An 18,863-nucleotide genomic window follows, 5' to 3' on the forward strand; every position below is an offset into this window, starting at 1 on the left:
CGCCGCGGGGCGCGTGTGGATCACTCCGGCAACAGGCGCACCGTGGTGAGCGTGTCGGGCTCGATCAGCAGCGTGTCCTCCGCCACCAGCGTCCCGCTCCGGGTCTCGAAGTCGAAGGTGTCGGCGACGAACGCGCGGACGACCATCGTGCCGGGCTCGAGGGCGCGGAAGCCGCCTAGACCCGTCACGTCCGTGACCTCGTTGGCGGGGGCGCTGGCGATGACCACCATGCCGTCGCTGAAGTAGAACGGCGCCGTGTCCTCCCCGATGCTGGCCGGGGTGGTGACCTCGAAGTGGATGTTGGGCGCGTTGACGTCGTTGCAGTCCACCGCGTTGATGGCCACGTCGCCGAACGCAGCGTCCTGCGTGACCGCAGCCTCGGGGTAGATCAGGAACTCACGCACGCCCGTCGTCATGGCTTGGATCGGGAACGGCTCCTCGCGCGTGACGTTGATGGGCTGGCTGAAGTACCAGAGGTAGGGCACCCAGTCCTTGCCCTCGGCGTCGTCCGCGCCGTCGGCGTCCTCGATGCGCAGGTAGCCGTTGAACCCCGCGGAGACGGGAACCACCACCAGGCCAGTCTCGTCCGGGAGGTACGGCGTACCAAAGTCGCACGCCGCGCCGAGCCGCGAGTTGCAGCGCACGACCTGCACGCCCGGGACCTCCTGGCTGCCACCGATGTCGACGATCTGCGCGCGAATCTCCACGGCGGAGCCGTCGCTCATGGGCGGCACCACGTTGCCCACGCAGCGGAGGTCGCGCCCTACGGCAGGCGGCTCGAGCTCCGTGTCCTCGATCCCGATGATCTCGACGCAGCCGACCAGATGGAACCCCAGCAGGATGCCTGGAAGCATGCGCGTCCACTTGGACGCAAGGAGCGACGAGGGGGCGTTCGCGTTCATCAGAAAGACCCTTCCAGGCTGAATCCGCCGCCCTGCCGACCAAAGCGGGGCGTGAAGCGCAGGTTGACGGTGCTGTCGTCCGCGTCCGTGTCGTCCTCGCCGTCATCGCGGCCCGACAAGATCAAGAGGACGATGCCGGTCACGGCGACGGTACCGCCAGCGACGAGCAACCCCGTCCCGATGTTGGCGCGCGTCGCTGCTGTCTCGGCGTCCGCCTGGTCCGTGGCGGTGGCGCAGTAGACACCAGGCGGCAGGTCCGTCCGATCGGGCCGCTCGCGACAGTCGGCGCCATCCCACAGGTTCTTGGCGTTGATCCCGAGCCCGAGGCCCGCACCCAGCGTCGCCACGCCGATCGCGGCCGTCGCCCAGCCCGCGACACGCAGGCCGTTGACCGGCTCGGGAGGCGTGACGGGCACCACCGGCACCTGCGTCAGTGGACGTTCGGGCTCCTCGACCACCGGCGCCAGCTCGAGGGCGGGGACGCGCAGCTCCACGACGCTGCCTTCGCCCGTGGCCACCACGGAGCCCTCCCAAGGGATGTGGCCGGGGGCGCTCGCCTGCACGGGCCACTCACCCGCGTCGATGGGGATGGCGACGCTCCACATCACGTCGTCGAAGGGGCGACCACCGACGTTGACCACCATGCCGCGCACCGGGCGCTCGACGACGACCCGCACGCGGATGAGACGCGGCTCGAGCTCGGCCGCGCGCTGGCGTGCGAGCTGCTCACGCTCCGGCGACCCGCTGCGCCCCGCGAGGGCAGCTGCCTCCAGGAACGTGGCCCACGCGCTGGCGTGGCGACCGGCCTGCTCCCAGCACACGCCGAGGTTGAGCAGCGTGCCCACGGCGACGTCGAGGCGGTTGCTGGCTTCGAACTTGGGGCACGCCTCTTCGTAGTTGCCCTCCTCCATGAGGCGCCGCCCTTCACGGAAGAGCGCCTCGGCGGCAGCCTGAGACCCACTGGTCTGCGCGTCCGCGCGCTGCGGCGCGAACGACAGCGGTACGAGCAGCCCCAGGAGGGCGACCCCAAGAAAAAGGCGGGTGTTCGTCATGACGGCTGGACGATAGTAGTTCAGCGTGGATGTCGTGTCCAAATGTGCGGGGTGAGGCGGGCCATCACGAACCGCCCGAGACGCCATCGCGTGTGGCGCGCGATCCACACGCGCCGCGATGATCAGCCGTCGGGCAGGAAGCGCGCGCGCTCGGCCGGAGAAGGGATCAGGCACAGCTCCTTCTTGCCGAAGAGCTTGTACCGGTTCTTGGCCACACGGTCGTACAGCCAGTTGCGCAAGAAGACCGGGATCACGCGCCCCACCGTCAGCAGCGGCCACGGGAAGCGCAGGTAGCGCACCGCCCGCAGGAACGCGCTCGACTGCGAGTAGGGCACGCCGCGCTCGACGAAGAGCATGGTGTCGATGTCGTCCGGGTCGAGCCCCGCGTAGCGCAGCAGCGCGCGCCCGGTCTCGGTCTGCACGGCCCCGATGCGCAGGTTGGCCTTGGGGTCGTTGCGCAGGATGAAGTGCACCCAGCCACTGCACACGACGCACTCGGCGTCGAACAGGATGACCAGGTCGTCGGGGCCGACGGCCTCGGGCAGCGCGCCATGGATGGGGCGCCTCATGGGGCACACCTCGCGCGCGTGTGGAGATGGAGCATGGCGGGGTCCTCGGCTGGCTAGAACGTGCCCTGCAAGTAGAGCGCATCTCCGGTCATACGCACGTTGAGCGCGACGGAGCGGTCGCGCCGCAGCCGGAGGGCCAGCTGGATGCCGGAGTAGAGGAACACGCCGCCCAGCACGAAGCCGCCCAGGGACGTGCCCATGGCGGCCCAGCGGCGACGGCTGATGCGCTCTTGATCCAGACACGGACAGGTGTTGTTCAGCACGTCGAGGCGGCTCAGCCACCACGGCAGCGCGGCCCCGCCGAGGGCGATCAGCGCGGCGCCCATGACGAGGTGAGAGCGCATGGTGCTGCGCCGCTCGTCCAGGTCGTCGGGCTCGTCGGGCACGGCCGCCCGCTCGGGTGAGACGTCGGGAGGCGAGGGCACGTCGTCCACCAAGGCCGACTGTGTCTCGTGGGGCTCGGGCTCGGGCTCGGGCTGCGGCTCGGGCTCGGGTTCAGGCTCGACCTGCGGCTCGGGCGAACGGATCACGGGGCTGACGGGGTCCTGGGTGGCGGTGGGCGCCTGGGCCTGCAACGGGTCGGGCGCAGGGACCTCGGGGCGCAGCGCGACCGTGACCTCTTGGGTGGCGCCCGCCTGCACGCGCAGCTCGGAGCTCTGCGCCACGTAGCCGGGCGCGCTCACCTCGAGGTCGTGGCGGCCGAGCGACAACGTGAGCGAGCCGTCGGGGTCGGGCTGCACGTCCAGCTCGTCGACGCGCAGTTGCACGTCCTGCACCCCGGGCACCACGACGCGCACGGAACCGACGAAGCGCAGGGCCGCCTCGAGGGCGCGCTGCGCGTCCGCCCGGCGCGCCGCCGAGAGAGGCCGCTGCTGCTCCGCGAGCGAGCGCCGGAAGTAGCGGACCGCGATGGCGTAGTCGCGCAGCTCGTAGCTCGCCGCACCCAGGAGGCGCAGCGACTCGCCGGAAGGCCGCGCGTTGTAGAGACGCTGGAGCAGCACGCGCGCCTCCTCCCAGTGCCCGGCCTCGAACTCGGCCAGGGCTTCGCGGGTCAGCGCCGAGGTGTCGACCTGCTGGGCGTGCACGGCGTGCTGGGCGTGGACGACGCCGAGCGTGACGAGCAGGACGACGAGCAGCGCGCGGAGGTGGTGACGAGGGACGGTCATGCTCAGAGCTCCTGGACGATCCACAGCTGGTCCTCGTCGCCGACGTCGCGGGGGGCCGTGCGAACATCGCTGCTGGCCGTGACATACGAGAGCACCTGCTCCCCGAGGGGCGACGAGGCCGAGCTGCTGGTGTCCTGCACGAACAGGGAGAAGATGCGCACCACCTTGCTGTTCGGCGTGGGGCAGACCGCGAAGCCGAGCCCGCTGCACGTCCCCACCTCCTCGAAGCGGATGGCCTGCCCGGTGAAGACGTTGTTGGGGACGGTGTTGCGTGGGTTCACAACGCTCGTGGCGTCGCCGTTGTCAGTCTCGAGCGCGTGCGTGGCCGTGATGCCCTCACTGGAGAGGAGGGCGTACATGATGGGAGGGTCGCGCAGGTCGGCGTCTTCGAGGACCCACACGGCGCGCGGGTGCGCTCCCTCGATGGTGGCGAAGTCGTCCGCGTTGGCGAGGACCAGGCTGGCGGGCACCGTGGTGCTCTCGGGCTCCAGCACCTGCAGCGCCGTCTCCCCGCGGCCCGCGTTGTAGAAGACCACGCGCGCTCCGTCCGCGAGCCCCGCGCCCGCGTTGCGCCGGTTGGGTGGCGGGCGGTTGGGGTCGTCGATCTCGAGCTCGACGGCGGTGAAGGTCTCGAGCACCGTGCGCTCGATGCCGAAGGCCTCGACCCGCGGCGTTCCGAGGGTGAAGCGGCGCGCGCGGCTGTCGAGCACGGGGTTGTCGATCGCGAAGCCCGTGATGTTCTGACACACAGGGGAACTCTCCGCGGACGTGAAGTCAGGGTCGATGGAGAACACGACGTTGCCGTACTTGGAGGTGTCGACGACGGCCCACAGCAGCCCGATCTCGGGCGTGCCGCCATCACCGCATTCGGGGTGAAGCTGCAGGAGCGCCTCCACGACGCCTCCACCCGACGTGACCGCGCGCCCTTGAAACGTGTAGTCCCCTTGCTCGATCGGCGCGTCGAGCGCCGTGAACACGATGGTCGTCCCATCGCTCTGCATCCACGTGCCAGGCAGGGCATCTACGAGGGCGATGTCGTCGGTGCACCCCAGGAGGGACACCGCAGCCACCACACTCATCCAACAGCGAAGGAACTTCATCGTCAGCTCCGATCACGGGTCTCCACCTGGCACCCGAAACGGGACCACACACAGCCTCCCCACAGGACATGCGGGCGGCTGAGCGAGACTGTGCCACAGCGATCGGCTCAGAGGCTATCGACGTCCACGGTCGTCTGCAGGCGGCCGACCATGGTGGACGGTGGGGGCGGGGCCATGGGCGTCACGACGGGGGTGGGCTCCGTCATGGCGGTCGGCGCGGTCTCGGTGGACGCGCTGCTGGTGTGGGTCGTCCGGTCGGCGCGCGTGCGGTGGGTGGGACGCTCCGCGGTCGTGGGGGCAGACGTGGGTTCGACGGCGGGTGCTGCCGGGGCGGCGGGCTGCGCAGCGACCTCGGTGGGCGCGACTACTGGCGCCGCGGCTTCGGCCGTGGGCGTGGGCGTCGCGGGCACGGGGGACGCCTGCGGCGTGGGGGGCGCGGCGACGGCCGCTGGTGTGGCGGACGCCGCGGGGTCTGGCGCGGGTGTGGCGACGGACGGCTGCGACGCGAACCACGCGATGGCCCCCGCCGCCACCAGCACGCCCAACACACCGATGGCGAAGAACGCCAGCAGGGGCGAGCGCTGGGGCAGGACCACGGCGGCGGACACGCCCGGGTCTGAGAGGATGCGCTGCGTGGACGGGTCCTGGCGCATCTCGACCGTGTGCGCGAAGTCGACGGCGCCGCTGTCCTGGCTCGCGAGGGCCTGGAAGAACTGGTCGGCGGTCGCGAAGCGATCGGCCCCGCGCTTGGCCATGGCGCGATGCACGGCCTGCACCGCGGCGAGGGGCAGCCCTGGGACCAGGCTGGCGAGAGGCTCGGGCTCCTCGGTGGCGACCTTGACGATGATGGACGCGGCCGTCTCCCCCTCGAAGGGCAGCTTCCCCGAGAGGGCCTCGTAGGCGATGACGCCCAACGAGTAGATGTCCGCCTCGACGCCCACGTCCGCGGCCGAGTGAATCTGCTCGGGGGACATGTAGTAGGGCGTGCCCATCGCGACGTTGGTGCCCGTCAGCCGCGCGTGGCTCTCGCCGGGCGCGAGCGCCTTCGAGACGCCGAAGTCCACCAGCTTGGGCACGATGTCGCCCTGCCGGTTGCGGGCCTCGGCGAGGAAGATGTTCTCCGGCTTGAGGTCACGATGCACCACGCCCGCGGCGTGCGCCGCGCTGAGCCCGGCGCACACGCCGCGCAGGATGCTCACCAGCTCGGGCAGCATCATGCGCCCTTCCTCGAGGCGGTCGGCGAGCGAGCGGCCGCGCAGAAACTCCATCACCAGGTAGAAGCCGTTCTCCTGGTGGCCCACGTCGTAGATGTCCACGACGTTCTCGTGGTCGACCGCCGCCGCGAGCTTGGCCTCTCGGACGAAGCGGGCCACGGCCTGCGCGTTCTGCGCGAAGGTGGGCAGCATCCACTTGATGGCCACCTGCCGCCCCGTGACCTCGTGCTTGGCCTCGTACACGGCACCCATCCCGCCACGCCCGATCTCGCGCTGCACCAGGTAGCGCTGTGCGATGCGGTCGCCAGGCTGCGGCAGCTGGGGCGGAGCGGGGTTCGGGTACCAGGCTTCCATGTGGACGGCGAAAACACACTAACACAGTCAGACCGGGCGTGGATCGACGCCCGAAACGGGGGCGCTCGGGCCGCCGAGGACACCAGCTCCGATCTTCGGCCTTGATTGTGCCGTTCTATTGTGCCATTCATTGGCTCGTGACCGAGACCAGCCCCGACCGCTCCCCGAGCGCCATCGAACACAGCCTGACGCTGGACATCCTGCGCGGGCGCTACGCCGCCGGCAGCCGCCTGCCGACGGTGCGCGAGCTGGCCGAGCAGCACGGCGTGAACCCGACCACCATCCAGCGCGCCGTCTCGCGGCTGGAGACACGCGGTCTGGTGACCGCCCGGCAGGGCAGCGGGCTGCGCGTGAACGACCCGGCCGAGTGCGGGGACATCTCGCTCGTGCCGCAGTGGCTGGAGGTGACGCTGGACCAGCCCACGCGAGCGGCGGGCATCCTCGCGGACCTGCTCGAGATGAGGCGGGCGCTCGCGGGTCGGCTCCTGCTGCGTCACCGCGTCGCCATCCTCGCGCGCCTCCCCGCCCTGCAGCAGGCCGCGCAGCGCGTGCGGCGCGCGCAGGGTGACCCGGACGCCGTGCGCGACGCGGACCTCGCGTTCTCCCGCGAGCTGCTGCGCGCGGCCGGCAACGTGGTCGCGCTGAGCGTGTTCAACACCGTCGCGCGCGTGCTGGTCGAGCTGCCCCTGGTGAGCGCCGCGATGTACGCGGCCCCCGAAGAGAACGTGGCGTCCATGGCGCAGGTGCTCGGGGCGCTCGCGGGTGGAGGCGAGGACGCGGGCGCGGTGATCGAGGGCGCCATCGCCGCCATCGACGCGCGCACCGTGGCCCGCTTCGAGGCGTCGCTGCAGGCGCGCCGCGGCGAGGCCGGGCCCGCGGCCGCTCAGGGCCTATCCGTAGGGGTGCGCGCGTGACGGGCCGGGACACGGTGGCACGGCGCACGCCAGGACCCGGCGCGGCCTCACGGGACACGGGGGCACGGGGTCTCGCCCAACGCCACGCTCGCGCGCGCGACGCGCTGATGGGCGCGCTGCTCCCGGCACCGGGGCGGGGGCTGCCCGCCTTGAGCGAGCTCGACCTGAGCGCGTTCTGGCCGGCGTTCGACGCGGCCGCGCCCGCGCACCTGCGCCTGGGGCTACGCACGGCGTGCCTGGTGTTGGGGAGCGCGCCGCGGCTGATGGGCTTCGGCCGGTCGCTATCCGCGCTGAGCGACGACGAGCGCGAGCGCTTCATCGTGCGCGCCGCCGAGACCCCGGGCCTGGCCCAGCTGGTCGAGGTCGCCAAGGTGGTCGCGGCCATGGCGTACTTCAGCGACGCCCACGTGCAGGACGTGGCGCGCGCCCGTGGGCGCGACGAGGCCGGGGCAGACGCACCGCGCGCGCAAGACGCGCCGCAAGAACGAGACGCATCGCGCGAGCAAGACGCAGCGCGAGACCAGGAGGAGCCGTGAGCCCACCCAGCCCGAGCGCCGCGCGCCTGGACGGTCGCGCCCTGCACCGCGCACACACGCTGCGCACCGACGTGGTGGTCGTGGGCAGCGGGCCCGCCGGGGCGGCCGTGGCGCGCGAGCTGGCGCGGGCCGGGGTACGCGTGGTGGTCGTCGAGGCCGGCCGCTGGTTCGCGCCCGAGGAGTTCGTGCGGCCCGCGTTCCAGAGCATGGCCGCGCAGTACCGCGACATGGGCGCCTCCGTCGTGGTCGGCCCGGCGCCCATGCCGTTCGTGCAGGGCAAGATGGTGGGCGGCAGCTCGCCCATCAACGGCGCCATCTGCTGGCGCACCCCGCGCGACGTGTACGACGAGTGGGTCACCGCCGACCCACGCCTGGCCGACGCGCTGCCCTGGACGGAGCTCGACGCCACCACCGATGTGCTGGAGGCGCGCCTGAACGTGCGCCCGACCGACCCAGCCGTCGCCGGCGCCAAGAACCTGTTGCTGGCGCGCGGCGCGGAGGCGCTGGGCCTCGAGCACCGGCCCATCCGCCGCAACGTGCAGGGCTGTGAGGGCCTCGGCCGCTGCATGCAGGGGTGCCCCAACGCGCGCAAGCTCAGCGTGGACGCGACGCTGCTGGCCGACGCGCAGGCGGGCGGTGCCGAGGTGCTCAGCTCGTGCGAGGTGACCCGCATCCTGACGACGCGCGGGCGCGCCACCGGCGTGCTGGCCGAGAGCGCGGGCGGCGCCGAGGTGCGCGTGCTGGCCGAGCGCGCCGTGGTGCTGGCGGCGAGCGCGGTGCAGACGCCCGGCCTGCTGCTGGCCAACCGCATCACCCACGGCCCCGTCGGGCGCCACTTTCAGTGCCACCCCGGCGTGAGCATGGCGGGGCGCTTCCCCGAGCCCGTGCGCATGTGGGAGGGCGCGACGCAGGGGCACGAGGTGATCGGCCTGCGTCATGAAGGGCTCAAGTTCGAGGCGCTGGGCTTCGACCTGGGCGTGATGGCCGGGCGCCTGGACGGCGTGGGGCGCGCGCTCGCACGCGAGGTGGACGACATCGCGCACCAGCTGGACTGGGGCGCCGCCGTGCGCGCCGAAGCGGAGGGGCGCGTCCGTTTGCTGCGCGGCAACCCACGCGTGTTCTACACGCCGACGAAGCGCGACGTGGCCAAGTTCCGGCGCGGGCTGCGCGTGATGGGCGAGATGATGCTCGCGGCGGGCGCGGATCACGTCTCGCTCGGCGTGCGCGGCTTCCTCCCCCGCACCTCGCGCCTGGCCGACCTGGTGGCGCTCGAGCAGGACGGACCGACGCGCGCCTCCGCGTACACCAGCGCCATCACCCACATGTTCGGCACCTGCCGCATGGGCAGCGACCCCGCGCGCAGCGTGGTGCGCACCGACTTCCGCCACCACACCGTCGACCGGCTGTACGTGGCCGACTCCAGCGTGTTCCCCAGCAGCCTGGGCGTGAACCCGCAGATCCCCATCATGGCCGTGGCCACCCTGGCCGCGCGCCGCGTGCTGAACCCCTGACCCCGACCGACCCCGAGACCACCATGACCATCACGCTCGACGACCTCCTCCGCATGAAGGGCCCGGACCTCTACCGGGTCGTGCAGCAGGGCCACGCGCTCGACACCGACGCGCTGGCCGACACCACGTACACGGGCATCGACCTGTCCATGCCCGACCTGTTCCACAAGCTGATGTGGAAGAGCTTTCGCAAGACCTTCCACCGCGACCCCGAGACCGGCGCCTTGCGCGGCTGGAACGTGAAGGTCGAGCAGACCGGCTGGGACACGCCCCCTGCGCCCAAGCGCGACAAGCACGGGCGCCCGCTGAGCTTCGGCCACTACGAGGTGCGCAGCGCCACGGGCTTGCACTTCCCGCGCGGCTGGCGCGGCGGGCACTACCTGGACTACGGCGTGGCCGGCAACCTTCCGTCGGACTTCCCGGCCAGAGCGGGCTACTGCCCGCTGGTGAGCGTGAACGCGGGCAGCAGCGAGCTCTTGCTGGGCTGGGAGATCTTCAAGGTGGGCCCCGTGTTCGTGCCCATCTCGGACTTCTGGGTGTTGAAGCGCGAGGGCGCGCTGCGGCCGGAGGACGTGGTCCCGCGCCCCGTGCCCCTGCGCTGAGCCCTGGCGCCGAGCGCACCGCGGGTCGCGTGACGAGCCTGCCGCAGGCTCGTCAGTCGCAGCGCTCCGGGAGCGAACAGGACGCCTCGCGCGTGGCGCGGGTGGCCCCCTTGGGCATGAGCCAGGCGACGGTCGCGCTCATCGGCATGGGCATGGGGTCGTTCGGGCACGGCGGCCGGAAGCGGCTCAGGTAGGTCAGCGTCTGCTCGTCGTCGTACACGGCGATGCCCGCGCTGGCAGGCGACATGGTGTAAGCGAGCAGGTAGACGTCGTGGGTGCTCGGGTCGATGCCGAGGGCGCTCAGGTCGCGCTCGGGGCAGGAAAGCAGCGCGAGGATGTCCTCCTCCGTGCCGAGCACGCGCGGCGCGCTGGCCGTACCCCCGCCCTGGAACGAGCACCCGACGGGCAGCACGAGGGCAGGGCGTGACGTGGCACCCTCGAGGCCATCCACGGTGCATGTCGACGGTGCGACGGCGCCGCTGCTCGTCGTGGCGCCATGGGCCCCCTCCCCGCTGCCGTGGCACCCGGCCATCAGCATCACGGCGCTCGCCAGCGCGCTCGTCCACCCGTCCACCGAGCGGCCCGCGCGGCCCGCCGACGAGGCCCCTCTGATCGAACACGGCGCGGCTCCCCCGACGCGGACGGAACCCTCACGAGCGAAAGCGGACGAGCGACGGGTCGAAGCCATCCTCGTAGTCTCGCGCAAGCGCCCTGCGAACTCCACCCCGACGACGCGTCGGGTTCACGGTCGTGGACCTGCTCGATCCTGGGAGTCCGCGACAGGCTGCTACCAGGCGCCGCCGGACAACACCTCCGTCTGCTCCCCGCCAGCGGTCTGTTCCTCGCCGGCCGTCGTGTCCGCGCTCGCTGCCGAGAACGGCTGCCCCGCCGTGGTCGCCCCGCCGGGCGCCTGAAGGAGCGGATGCTGCACGTGGAACGTGCGCCGCCAGGGGGACTCCTCCATCTGGATGGCCACCAAACCGTCGGACGCGCAGCGCCCTTCTTCGGACTGCCGGGCGACCGAGCTGTACAGCACCTGTCCGCCGGTCGTGACGACGTCGAGCGCCGAGATGTTGCACTCGGCGCGCACCGCCTCGAGGGCTTCGAGGGGCCACTCGGCGCCGATGCGGACGCGATTCAGGAAGTCACGGAACTCGGGCTGCTGCGCGTCGTAGTCGTCTGGGTGGTTCGCGTAGCCGATCAGCATCAGAACCGGGAAGAAGGTCGTCTGGCCCACGGTGCGCCCACCGAGCGATGGCATTCGCGCGGACCTCACCATCTGTTCGCGAGCGAACACGAACCCGGGGCGCACGAGGACGAGGTGACTGCGCACCCCGCGGGCGTCGGGCGTCAGCTCGAGCTCTGGGACGTTGGCTACCTCGAAGATCACTTCGTGGGCGGGATAGCCCCCTACCGTCACCTCGCGCGACACCAGGATCTGCGCCGCCCGCTCGCCCGATGCCCGCGCCGTACCGCGACTGAAGTCGTACGAGATGCCACCTCCGTTGGAGGAGTGAGCGACCAGGTCCCGCAGGATCACGGCCAGCTCACGCTCGCTGTCGTACTGGGAGATGGGGACCGTGATGACGAAGAGCCGGGCGTCGTTGCGGCGGTGGTTGAACTTGAGATCGAACCGCGGCAGCGTGACGGTGCCCTCGAAGTCACCATCACCGTCGTAGTCGAGCCCTACCTCCACTTCGTAGGCGTCCCCCTCCTTCGGCTCACCCAAGGCGCTGCCGTCCGCGGAAGGCGCGTAGTTGTCCAGTCGCCACTCACGAGACATCACGTCGTCCGTGCCCGGCAAGGCCGCGACCGAGTAGTCGTACGAGGCGTGATGGAACCCACCTCCGTCGGTTGTGAAGATGGGGAAGCTGGAGCGGGAGCCCGCGCAGCTCACGACGACGAGGACACCGAGCAGAACCGAAAACGTGCGGACGAACGAGGACATGGGTCCCTCCGAAAATGGTGGGTGACGATAACGGTGACCCCGCGCCCACGCAACCCACGTGTGGGTCTCGACACGTCCGGCACGCGCCTGAGCCGAGCGCCGCGCGCACGCACGACCCATCACGTTCTCTGGCAGCTGCGTCGGCCGCTCAGGTCGCGCCGAGGATGACGCCCAGCGACACCGTCGAGACGATGCCCCACAGGACCGCCCCTTGCAGAAACGGGCGCGCCCCGACACGCCGCAGGGCGGCCGGGCTGAGCGACGCGCCCACGAGGAAGAGCGTCAGCACCAGCACACGCCGCGCGAGCGCGCTCAGCACGTCACCGGCGGGCGCGAAGCTCGGGACGAAGGTCGTGAGCAGCGCGAGGACGAGAAAGCCGAGGATGAACCACGGACGGGCAGCGCGCGGAGGGGGCTCGGTCGCGGCGTGGTCGACCTGCCCGTGGGTCAGGGCGTCGCGCTCCGCGCGCGCGTTGCGCTCTCGGCGGCGCGTGTGCAGCGCGAGGCCAGCCGTGAGCGGGACGATCCAGAGCGCTCGAGCGAGCTTCACGGTGGTGGCCAGCGCGAGGGCGTCGGGGCCGAAGGTCATGGCTGCGCCGACGACCGAGCTGGTGTCGTGGATGGCGATGGCGCACCACAGCCCGAACGCCTGGTCGCTGAGCGCGAGGGCGTGCCCCACTGCGGGAAAGACCAACAGCGCCAGCGCGTTGAGCGCGAAGACGGTACCGAGCGCGGCGGTCACCTGATGCTCGCGAGCACGCACCGTGGGGGCCACCGCGGCGATGGCGCTGCCGCCGCAGATGGCCGTGCCCGCCGCGACCAACAGGCCAGTCAGCGCGTCCACCCGCAGCAGGCGCGCAAACAGTCGACCGAGCGCGAGGCAGAGCGCGATGCTGCCCACCGCCAGGCCCGCTCCGAGCGCACCCACCTGCGCCACCGCGCGCAGGTCGAGCCCCGCCCCGAGCCCCACCACCGAGAGCGTGAGCAGCCGCTTGGCCAATCGACCGCTCTCTGCCTCCCACGCGTTCAGGCCGAGGAGCGCCACACCGACACCGAGCGCCAGCGCACCCACGGACCCCAACTTCGGGACCAGCAAGCACAGCAGACCAAGAGCGGGGAGGACCACACGATTCCACGCCCGTCGATGGCCGTGAGCCAGAGACGCGGCGGAGCAGAGGTGGAGCGCAAGCGTGGACATGAGCGACAAGGTGCGTGGATGCCATCGACATGACGAATCGTTACTTCGGATGTACCATCAGTAGAACCTATGCCTCCGGCCCGCGACCACTTCGACTCCCGCCACCTCGACGTGCTCCGCGCCGTCATCGATGCGGGCAGCATCACCAAGGCCGCCCGCCAGCTGCACGTGTCGCAGCCGGCCGTCACGGCCAGCGTTCAGAAGCTCGAGGGCGCGCTGGGCGTGACCCTGCTCGAGCGCTACGCGCGCGGCGTGCGACCGACCGAAGCGGGGCGCAAGTTGCTCGGGCACGCACGGCGGGTGGACTCGCTGCTGGACGAGCTGGTGGCGGACGTGACCGAACGCGAAGCGCCCCTCGCGCCGCTGGTGCTCGGTGCCAGCACGACCATCGCAGCCGGCTTGGTCCCCAAGCTGTTCGCCCGCTTCCGAGCCCAGCACGGCGCGGCGGGGCTGCGGCTGGTGGTGGGCAACACGAGCGAGATCATCGCGCAGGTGGAGAGCGGCGCCTTGCCCCTGGGGCTGGTGGAGGGCCCGCCGCGGGCGGCGCGGGTGCGCCTCGAGCGGCTGCTGGACGACACGTTGCTGCCGGTGGTGGCCGCGAGCTCCCCCTTCCGACGCGACAACGTGGACCTGGACACCCCCGTCTTGTGGCGCGAGGTGGGCTCGGGCACGCGCACCGTGGTGGAGCGCGCGCTGCGCAAGATCGGCCGCAAGCCCATGCCCTTCGACCTCGAGCTGGGCAGCACAGCGGCCATCCGTCGGGCCGTGGGGCTCTCGCTGGGCGTGGCCTTCCTGTCGCGCTGGTCCGTCGGCGAGGACCTCGCGGCGGGGCGCTTGCGCGTGCTGCGGCTGCCGGAGCTGAACATCCAACGGCGCTTCTCGTGGGCGCTGCCCAGCGCCCCACTGGGAGGCACGGCGGCGCGCTTCCATGCGTTCGCGAGCGCGGAGCACGAAGGGCTCGAGGTGTAGCGCGCGCAGCCTTCCTCTAGCCCGCGCAACGCCCGTGTGCTCTCGTGTGCGCGATGTGGCAAGGCACGCGCGCGAAGGACTGGCTGCTGCTGGGTGTGTGCCTGATGGCCACCGTCGGGTCGGTCGCGGGGCGGGCGTACCGCTCGGAAGACGACGGCCTGCTCGCCGTCGGTGCCTTCTTTGGTGCCTGTACGGTCGTCGCCATCAAGATCCTCGTCGACAGGCGCCGTGCGCACCAGACACGGCTCCGCGCCCCTGGTGCCTCTGCGATGCCGGGGCAGGTGCCGATCGTGCCAAACCGTCGGCGGGTAGTCGGTGTGGCCCTCGGGATCGCGGCGCTCGGCGCGTTCATGGCCGTGACGGGGGCGTCCGTCGGTCGCGCCTTCGTCATCATGAGCGTGCTGCTAGCGACGTTGGGCCTGGCGCTCCTCGTGGCGTCGGCGCTCGGGCGGGGTGCGCCCACGCTCACGTTCACGCCGCTCGGGCTGCGCGTCGAGAACCGGGTGCTAACGTTCCTGGTGCCCTGGGACGAGGTGTACATACGCCTCTACGTGCTCAGGGAGCAGGACTTCATCGCGCTCACCCTGAAGCGCCCCGAGGAGACCGCTCGCAACGCGGACGTGCGACGCGGCGATGCGGCGCGCGAACGTGCCAAGCTCGACCTGCGCTTCCGGCGCACCCGGAAGTGGGCTGGAGACGACTTCCACATCGCCCCGGCGGCTTACGACGTGGACATGGAGACGATGCTGCGAGCGCTGCAGCGCTACGCCACCGACCCAGCCGCGCGCGCGGAGCTTGCGCACAGGGTGTCCTGAGCGGCTGCGGCGAAGTCGGCCGGCGACCGCATCGACGCGACCGTCGCGCGCTCAGCGGGGAGCGTGATCGTCGGCGGGCCGGGCGATGCCGAGCGCCTTGTGGCACCAGACCACGGCCTCGGGCTCGCTCGTGAAGGTCCCTTGGGGCCACGGCGTGGCGCCCGTGAGCCACGACACGACGGTCACCGCGCCGGCGACGATGGGGTTCGTGACGATGCGCGCGTCCGCGCCGATGCGCGCCTCGAGCCCCGCGTGCTTGAGCCCGAGCGTGCGCTCCGCGACCACCGCGCGATGGCGCGCCGTGACGCTCATCAGCTCGAGCGCCCGCAAGTCGTGCACCAGCGCCACGGGGCTCTGGGCCTCGCGCAGGATGCGCTCCACGGTGTCGTACCACTCGTGGATGGCCTCGAAGGTGCCCGCCTGCGGCATGCGCAGGATGACCACGGGGTAGCGCTGCAGCTCGAAGCGGACCTTGTGGTTTGGCTCACCCATCGGGGCGCAGTTGAACCACAACGTGGGCCCGAAGTCGAGCGCCCGCGCGGTGCACACGAGCACCACGGGCAGCAGGCCACGGACGCTGCGGCTCACGAGCCCGCAGCGGGAAGGCCCGCGCCCTGGGTGGACTGACGCGACGACGGCCGAGCGTCGCGAGGGACGGTGCTCGACACGTCTGGTTTCGATACCCTACGTGGCGTGCATCCCGCGAGACCCCACGGAGAGCTCGGGACCCGGCAGGCGTGGCCGTGGCTCGCGTGGCTGTGTGGGCTGATCGTGGGCTGCGTAGGTGGCGCCCCGCTCCCGCAGGCAGCGGCCCCCGTGTCGTCCATGCCCAGCCAGCGCCTCCCCTCGCTGGACGCCCTGGTCGCTCCGGAGGCCTTCGCGGAGGCGCGCCTCGACCTGCGCCGGGTGCTGGCCGATCCCACATTCGTCGCCCTCGAGCGGCGGCTGATCGAGATCCTGCGCGTGGACGACAACGCACAGGATGTCGCGTACTGGCAAGGGCTCGCTCACCGCGTGGAGCAGGTGGCGTGGGCCGCCGAGGGCCCCCCAGGCAGCCGCTTCGACGACCTGGTGGTGCTCGCGCGCGGTCGTTTCGGCACGGAGGACCTCGAGCGCCTGTCCGAGGGCGCCCGGGCGACCGACTACGAGGGGCGTCCCCTGCGCGTGCAAGGCACGTGGGCGGCAGGCCTGATCGGGGACCACACGCTCGTCGTGGGACCCCTCCGTCACGTCGAGGCCACCTGCGACCGCTTCGATGGACGGCGCCCCGCGGGCCCCGGGGCACACGCGACACTGGCAGAGGCACGCGGACGCGCAGGTTTCGGGCACCACCCGCTGACCTACGCCGTGCACTGGCGTTCGTCCCCCGACAGCACCGACAACGAGGCCGAGCGAGCGGTCATCGCGCACGACGGCCACTGCGCCGTCGACCCGGCGCTGCGCTGCGAGTTCGGCATCACCACCAACGACGCCGACGCGCTCGAGCCGCTCCGAGCGCAGCTGCAGCAGGTCCTCGACCTCTTCGCGGCGCCGACCCCCGCGTTCCCGCTGCCCGAGCCGCTGGCCGCCATGGCGCGAGCCGTGACCTTCCGCACCGAAGGCACACGCCTCGTCGCCGCATTGGTCCAGACCCCCGAGGAGCTACACGCCGCGCTCGACGCGGCCCTCGACGTGCTGGCGTCACGCCTCGAAGTCCGCCGCGCGAACGGCGCCCCGGGCGGGCCGTAGCGCACCGAGACCGAGGTCGACGGTGGCCCCTCCCGGTCGTCGTGTGCGCCCACGCGTGCTCGTCCTCGTGTTCGCCCTCGTCGTCGTAGTCCTGTTCGTGTTCGTGGGCGTGCGCGTGCGCGTGCGCGTCCTCGTGAGGGTGCTTGTAGACGTGAACGTGCTCGTGAGGGTGCTCGTAGACGTGAACGTGCTCGTCTCGACCTTCCACAGGGAGGCTCGACGATGCGCCGCTTCGCAGCAAGGTCACCACGCTCACCGCGCGAGGCTTCTCGCTCTTCGTCCGCGAGGCTCGCAGACGGACGAGGTCGAAGACGACACCACACGTCCTGGCCGAGCCTCACGCAACATCGCGAAACCGTGCTCGGTGTTGTCGGGCGACCCGGCTGCCCGTGGCGTTCTGGAGGCGTCGGCGTAGCGCTTGGAGGTCTCGCCGCGCGCCGACGTGCACGACCACACTCACGAGGACGCGCACGCGCACGCGCACGAACACGCGGACGACTACGAACACGAGCACGCGAACGAGCACACTCACGAGGACGCGCACGCGCACGAACACGCGGACGACTACGAACACGAGCACGCGGACGACTACGAACACGAACACGAACACGAGGAGGGGCACGGGGACAGCGGAGACGGGAGGTGCGAGCCCGGCCGAGCGTAGGGCGTGCCGGGAGCACTTCCCGTGTGGTGCGGCGACGCGGTCGGGGTACCTTCGCGCCCCCACGAGGAGCGACCCCCATGGCAGAGAAGATGCGTCCCGAGCTGAGCGCGCTCTACGAGCGGCTGTCGCGCACCGAAGACGGCGTGCGCAGCGAGGCCGCCCGCAAGCGGCACGAGAAGGGCTTTCGTACCGCGCGCGAGAACCTCGCGGACCTCGTGGACCCGGGCACCTTCCTCGAGTACGGGCAGCTGGCCGTCGCGGCGCAGCGCAGCCGACGCGACCCCGAGGACCTGCAGGTGAACACCGCGGCAGACGGCATCATCACGGGCGTCGGGTCGGTCAACGCAGCGCTGGTCGGCGACGAAGCCGCGCAGACGGCCGTGCTGATCGGCGACTACGCCGTGCTGGCCGGGACGCAGGGCTACTTTCACCACAAGAAGCTCGACCGCATGTGCGAGCTGGCGGAGCAGCTGCACCTGCCCGCGGTCATGTACACGGAGGGCGGCGGTGGACGCCCGGGTGACACCGACATCGTGACGGGCGTCTCGGGCCTCGACGTGCGCTCGTTCCTCAGCTGGGCGCGCCTCGGCGGCATCGTGCCGCGCATCGCGGTCAACAACGGCTACTGCTTCGCGGGGAACGCGGCGCTGTTCGGCGCGGCGGACATCACCATCGCCACGAAGACCTCGTACATCGGCATGGCCGGTCCCGCGATGATCGAGTACGGCGGGCTGGGCAAGCACGCGCCGACGGAGATCGGCCCGAGCGACGTGCAGGAGCTCAACGGCGTGCTGGACATCGTCGCCGACGACGAAGCCGAGGCCACGGCGGCCGCCAAGAAGGTGCTGAGCTACTTCCAAGGGCGCGTCCGCGAGTGGCACGCGCCCGACCAGCGGCCCCTGCGCGACGCGCTGCCCGAGGACCGTCGCTTTGGGTACAACGTGCGTCGCGTGATCGACACGCTGGCCGACACGGGCAGCTTCACCGAGCTGCGCCGCGCGCACGGCCGCAACGTCATCACGGGCTTCATGCGCCTCGAGGGGCTGCCGGTGGGCCTGGTCACGAGCGACTGCCAGCACCTGGCCGGCGCGGTGGACAGCGTGGCCGCCGAGAAGACGGCGCGCTTCCTGACGCTCTGCGACGCGTTCCGCCTGCCCATCGTCGTGCTGACCGACACGCCGGGCTTCATGGTGGGCGTCGACAGTGAGCGACAGGGCGCGGTGCGCAAGATGTCGCAGCTGATGGTGGCGGGCGCGAGCGTGACGGTGCCCATCGTCAACATCATCTTGCGCAAGGCCTATGGCCTCGGCGCCATGGCGCTGGCGGGCGGGAGCCTGGCGAAGCCCATCTACACCGCCGCGTGGCCCACCGGCGAGGTGGGCGCCATGGGGCTCGAAGGCGCTGTGCAGCTGGGCTACCGCAAGGAGCTGGAGGCCGTGAGCGACCCACGCGAGCGCGAGGCGCTGTTCGAGCAGCTGCTGCGCAAGCTCTACGCCCAGGGCAAGGCGACGGAGTCGGCCAGCTTTCTGGAGATCGACGCGGTCATCGACCCCGCGGACACGCGCCGCACCATCGTGCGCGCCCTGCTGGCAGCGCGCGCCAAGCGGCCTACCCTGTGAGC

19 protein-coding genes are annotated in these 18,863 nt (G+C 71.7%); 8 read left to right on the plus strand and 11 right to left on the minus strand.

The genetic code is table 11. From position 1 onward, the window contains the following. Positions 1–20: 20 nt before the first annotated feature. The 6 genes from H6726_19800 to H6726_19825 all read right to left on the minus strand — a co-directional run bounded on the left by H6726_19800 (position 21) and on the right by H6726_19825 (position 6,357). Positions 21–902, minus strand: a complete 882-nt coding sequence (locus H6726_19800; GenBank protein MCB9659903.1) for a hypothetical protein — start codon at positions 900–902, stop codon at positions 21–23. Further along, a complete protein-coding gene (locus H6726_19805; protein MCB9659904.1) occupies positions 902–1,954 on the minus strand; it encodes a tetratricopeptide repeat protein in 1,053 nt (350 codons plus the stop codon). Before H6726_19805 ends, H6726_19800 begins: the two co-directional genes overlap by 1 nt. 122 nt (positions 1,955–2,076) lie before the next feature. Continuing rightward, positions 2,077–2,523 (minus strand): thiol-disulfide oxidoreductase DCC family protein, encoded by a 447-nt coding sequence (locus tag H6726_19810; protein MCB9659905.1) that lies wholly within the window; start codon positions 2,521–2,523, stop codon positions 2,077–2,079. A 53-nt stretch (positions 2,524–2,576) separates the two neighbouring features. After that, positions 2,577–3,689 carry a hypothetical protein gene (locus H6726_19815; GenBank protein MCB9659906.1) on the minus strand — a complete coding sequence of 371 codons (1,113 nt, stop codon included), beginning with the start codon at positions 3,687–3,689 and terminating at the stop codon, positions 2,577–2,579. Between the two features lie 2 nt (positions 3,690–3,691). Beyond that, complete coding sequence (locus H6726_19820; protein ID MCB9659907.1) at positions 3,692–4,789, minus strand: hypothetical protein; 1,098 nt, start codon at positions 4,787–4,789, stop codon at positions 3,692–3,694. Positions 4,790–4,896: 107 nt separating this feature from the next. Continuing rightward, positions 4,897–6,357: a serine/threonine protein kinase gene (locus H6726_19825; GenBank protein ID MCB9659908.1), complete on the minus strand. Its 1,461-nt coding sequence runs from the start codon at positions 6,355–6,357 to the stop codon at positions 4,897–4,899. Positions 6,358–6,494: 137 nt separating this feature from the next. On the opposite strand from H6726_19825, the gene H6726_19830 reads away from it, so the two are divergent. The 4 genes from H6726_19830 to H6726_19845 are packed head-to-tail and all read left to right on the plus strand — an operon-like array spanning position 6,495 to position 9,920. After that, positions 6,495–7,271 carry a FadR family transcriptional regulator gene (locus H6726_19830; GenBank protein MCB9659909.1) on the plus strand — a complete coding sequence of 259 codons (777 nt, stop codon included), beginning with the start codon at positions 6,495–6,497 and terminating at the stop codon, positions 7,269–7,271. After that, entirely contained in the window at positions 7,268–7,807 is a 540-nt protein-coding gene (locus H6726_19835) for a hypothetical protein (protein ID MCB9659910.1), read from the plus strand. The genes H6726_19830 and H6726_19835 overlap by 4 nt, the downstream gene beginning before the upstream one ends. Continuing rightward, positions 7,804–9,318, plus strand: coding sequence for a GMC family oxidoreductase (locus H6726_19840; protein MCB9659911.1), 1,515 nt, complete (start codon positions 7,804–7,806; stop codon positions 9,316–9,318). Before H6726_19835 ends, H6726_19840 begins: the two co-directional genes overlap by 4 nt. A 23-nt stretch (positions 9,319–9,341) precedes the next feature. Next, positions 9,342–9,920, plus strand: coding sequence for a hypothetical protein (locus tag H6726_19845; GenBank protein ID MCB9659912.1), 579 nt, complete (start codon positions 9,342–9,344; stop codon positions 9,918–9,920). Between the two features lie 52 nt (positions 9,921–9,972). On the opposite strand, the gene H6726_19850 is transcribed toward H6726_19845, so the two are convergent. The 3 genes from H6726_19850 to H6726_19860 form a co-directional block, all read right to left on the minus strand. Continuing rightward, the gene (locus H6726_19850) at positions 9,973–10,494 is read right to left on the minus strand and encodes a hypothetical protein (GenBank protein MCB9659913.1); all 522 of its coding nucleotides are present in this window, start codon (positions 10,492–10,494) and stop codon (positions 9,973–9,975) included. 213 nt (positions 10,495–10,707) lie between these two features. Then, a complete protein-coding gene (locus H6726_19855) occupies positions 10,708–11,868 on the minus strand; it encodes a hypothetical protein (protein ID MCB9659914.1) in 1,161 nt (386 codons plus the stop codon). A 148-nt stretch (positions 11,869–12,016) separates the two neighbouring features. Beyond that, entirely contained in the window at positions 12,017–13,066 is a 1,050-nt protein-coding gene (locus tag H6726_19860; protein MCB9659915.1) for a putative sulfate exporter family transporter, read from the minus strand. Positions 13,067–13,135: 69 nt separating this feature from the next. Here H6726_19860 and H6726_19865 point away from each other — a divergent pair, with 69 nt between their 5' ends. Together H6726_19865 and H6726_19870 are read left to right on the plus strand one after the other, a co-directional pair. After that, positions 13,136–14,035 (plus strand): LysR family transcriptional regulator, encoded by a 900-nt coding sequence (locus H6726_19865; GenBank protein ID MCB9659916.1) that lies wholly within the window; start codon positions 13,136–13,138, stop codon positions 14,033–14,035. A 53-nt stretch (positions 14,036–14,088) separates the two neighbouring features. Then, a complete protein-coding gene (locus H6726_19870; protein MCB9659917.1) occupies positions 14,089–14,850 on the plus strand; it encodes a hypothetical protein in 762 nt (253 codons plus the stop codon). A 51-nt stretch (positions 14,851–14,901) separates the two neighbouring features. Here H6726_19870 and H6726_19875 read toward each other — a convergent pair whose 3' ends face one another. Beyond that, on the minus strand, positions 14,902–15,438 hold the full coding sequence (locus H6726_19875) for a hypothetical protein (GenBank protein ID MCB9659918.1): 537 nt from the start codon (positions 15,436–15,438) through the stop codon (positions 14,902–14,904). 105 nt (positions 15,439–15,543) lie between these two features. Here H6726_19875 and H6726_19880 point away from each other — a divergent pair, with 105 nt between their 5' ends. Continuing rightward, on the plus strand, positions 15,544–16,578 hold the full coding sequence (locus tag H6726_19880; GenBank protein ID MCB9659919.1) for a hypothetical protein: 1,035 nt from the start codon (positions 15,544–15,546) through the stop codon (positions 16,576–16,578). Positions 16,579–16,915: 337 nt separating this feature from the next. Here H6726_19880 and H6726_19885 read toward each other — a convergent pair whose 3' ends face one another. Then, the gene (locus H6726_19885) at positions 16,916–17,200 is read right to left on the minus strand and encodes a hypothetical protein (protein ID MCB9659920.1); all 285 of its coding nucleotides are present in this window, start codon (positions 17,198–17,200) and stop codon (positions 16,916–16,918) included. Between the two features lie 119 nt (positions 17,201–17,319). Between H6726_19885 and H6726_19890 the strand changes: the two genes are divergently transcribed. Then, positions 17,320–18,861, plus strand: a complete 1,542-nt coding sequence (locus H6726_19890) for a biotin carboxylase (protein ID MCB9659921.1) — start codon at positions 17,320–17,322, stop codon at positions 18,859–18,861. Positions 18,862–18,863 lie beyond the last annotated feature (2 nt).

The sequence above is a fragment of the Sandaracinaceae bacterium genome, from assembly GCA_020633055.1.
GTDB lineage: Bacteria > Myxococcota_A > Polyangia > Polyangiales > Houyiibacteriaceae > JADJJE01.

What these genes read in the sequence shown, in the direction of transcription:
- H6726_19870 (MCB9659917.1), top strand. Translation starts at nt 14,089, where the DNA reads ATGTGGCAAGGCACGCGCGCGAAGGACTGGCTGCTGCTGGGTGTGTGC.
- H6726_19865 (MCB9659916.1), top strand. Translation starts at nt 13,136, where the DNA reads ATGCCTCCGGCCCGCGACCACTTCGACTCCCGCCACCTCGACGTGCTC.
- H6726_19805 (MCB9659904.1), bottom strand. Translation starts at nt 1,954, where the DNA reads ATGACGAACACCCGCCTTTTTCTTGGGGTCGCCCTCCTGGGGCTGCTC.
- H6726_19800 (MCB9659903.1), bottom strand. Translation starts at nt 902, where the DNA reads ATGAACGCGAACGCCCCCTCGTCGCTCCTTGCGTCCAAGTGGACGCGC.
- H6726_19860 (MCB9659915.1), bottom strand. Translation starts at nt 13,066, where the DNA reads ATGTCCACGCTTGCGCTCCACCTCTGCTCCGCCGCGTCTCTGGCTCAC.
- H6726_19810 (MCB9659905.1), bottom strand. Translation starts at nt 2,523, where the DNA reads ATGAGGCGCCCCATCCATGGCGCGCTGCCCGAGGCCGTCGGCCCCGAC.
- H6726_19820 (MCB9659907.1), bottom strand. Translation starts at nt 4,789, where the DNA reads ATGAAGTTCCTTCGCTGTTGGATGAGTGTGGTGGCTGCGGTGTCCCTC.
- H6726_19855 (MCB9659914.1), bottom strand. Translation starts at nt 11,868, where the DNA reads ATGTCCTCGTTCGTCCGCACGTTTTCGGTTCTGCTCGGTGTCCTCGTC.
- H6726_19845 (MCB9659912.1), top strand. Translation starts at nt 9,342, where the DNA reads ATGACCATCACGCTCGACGACCTCCTCCGCATGAAGGGCCCGGACCTC.
- H6726_19815 (MCB9659906.1), bottom strand. Translation starts at nt 3,689, where the DNA reads ATGACCGTCCCTCGTCACCACCTCCGCGCGCTGCTCGTCGTCCTGCTC.
- H6726_19825 (MCB9659908.1), bottom strand. Translation starts at nt 6,357, where the DNA reads ATGGAAGCCTGGTACCCGAACCCCGCTCCGCCCCAGCTGCCGCAGCCT.
- H6726_19890 (MCB9659921.1), top strand. Translation starts at nt 17,320, where the DNA reads ATGGCAGAGAAGATGCGTCCCGAGCTGAGCGCGCTCTACGAGCGGCTG.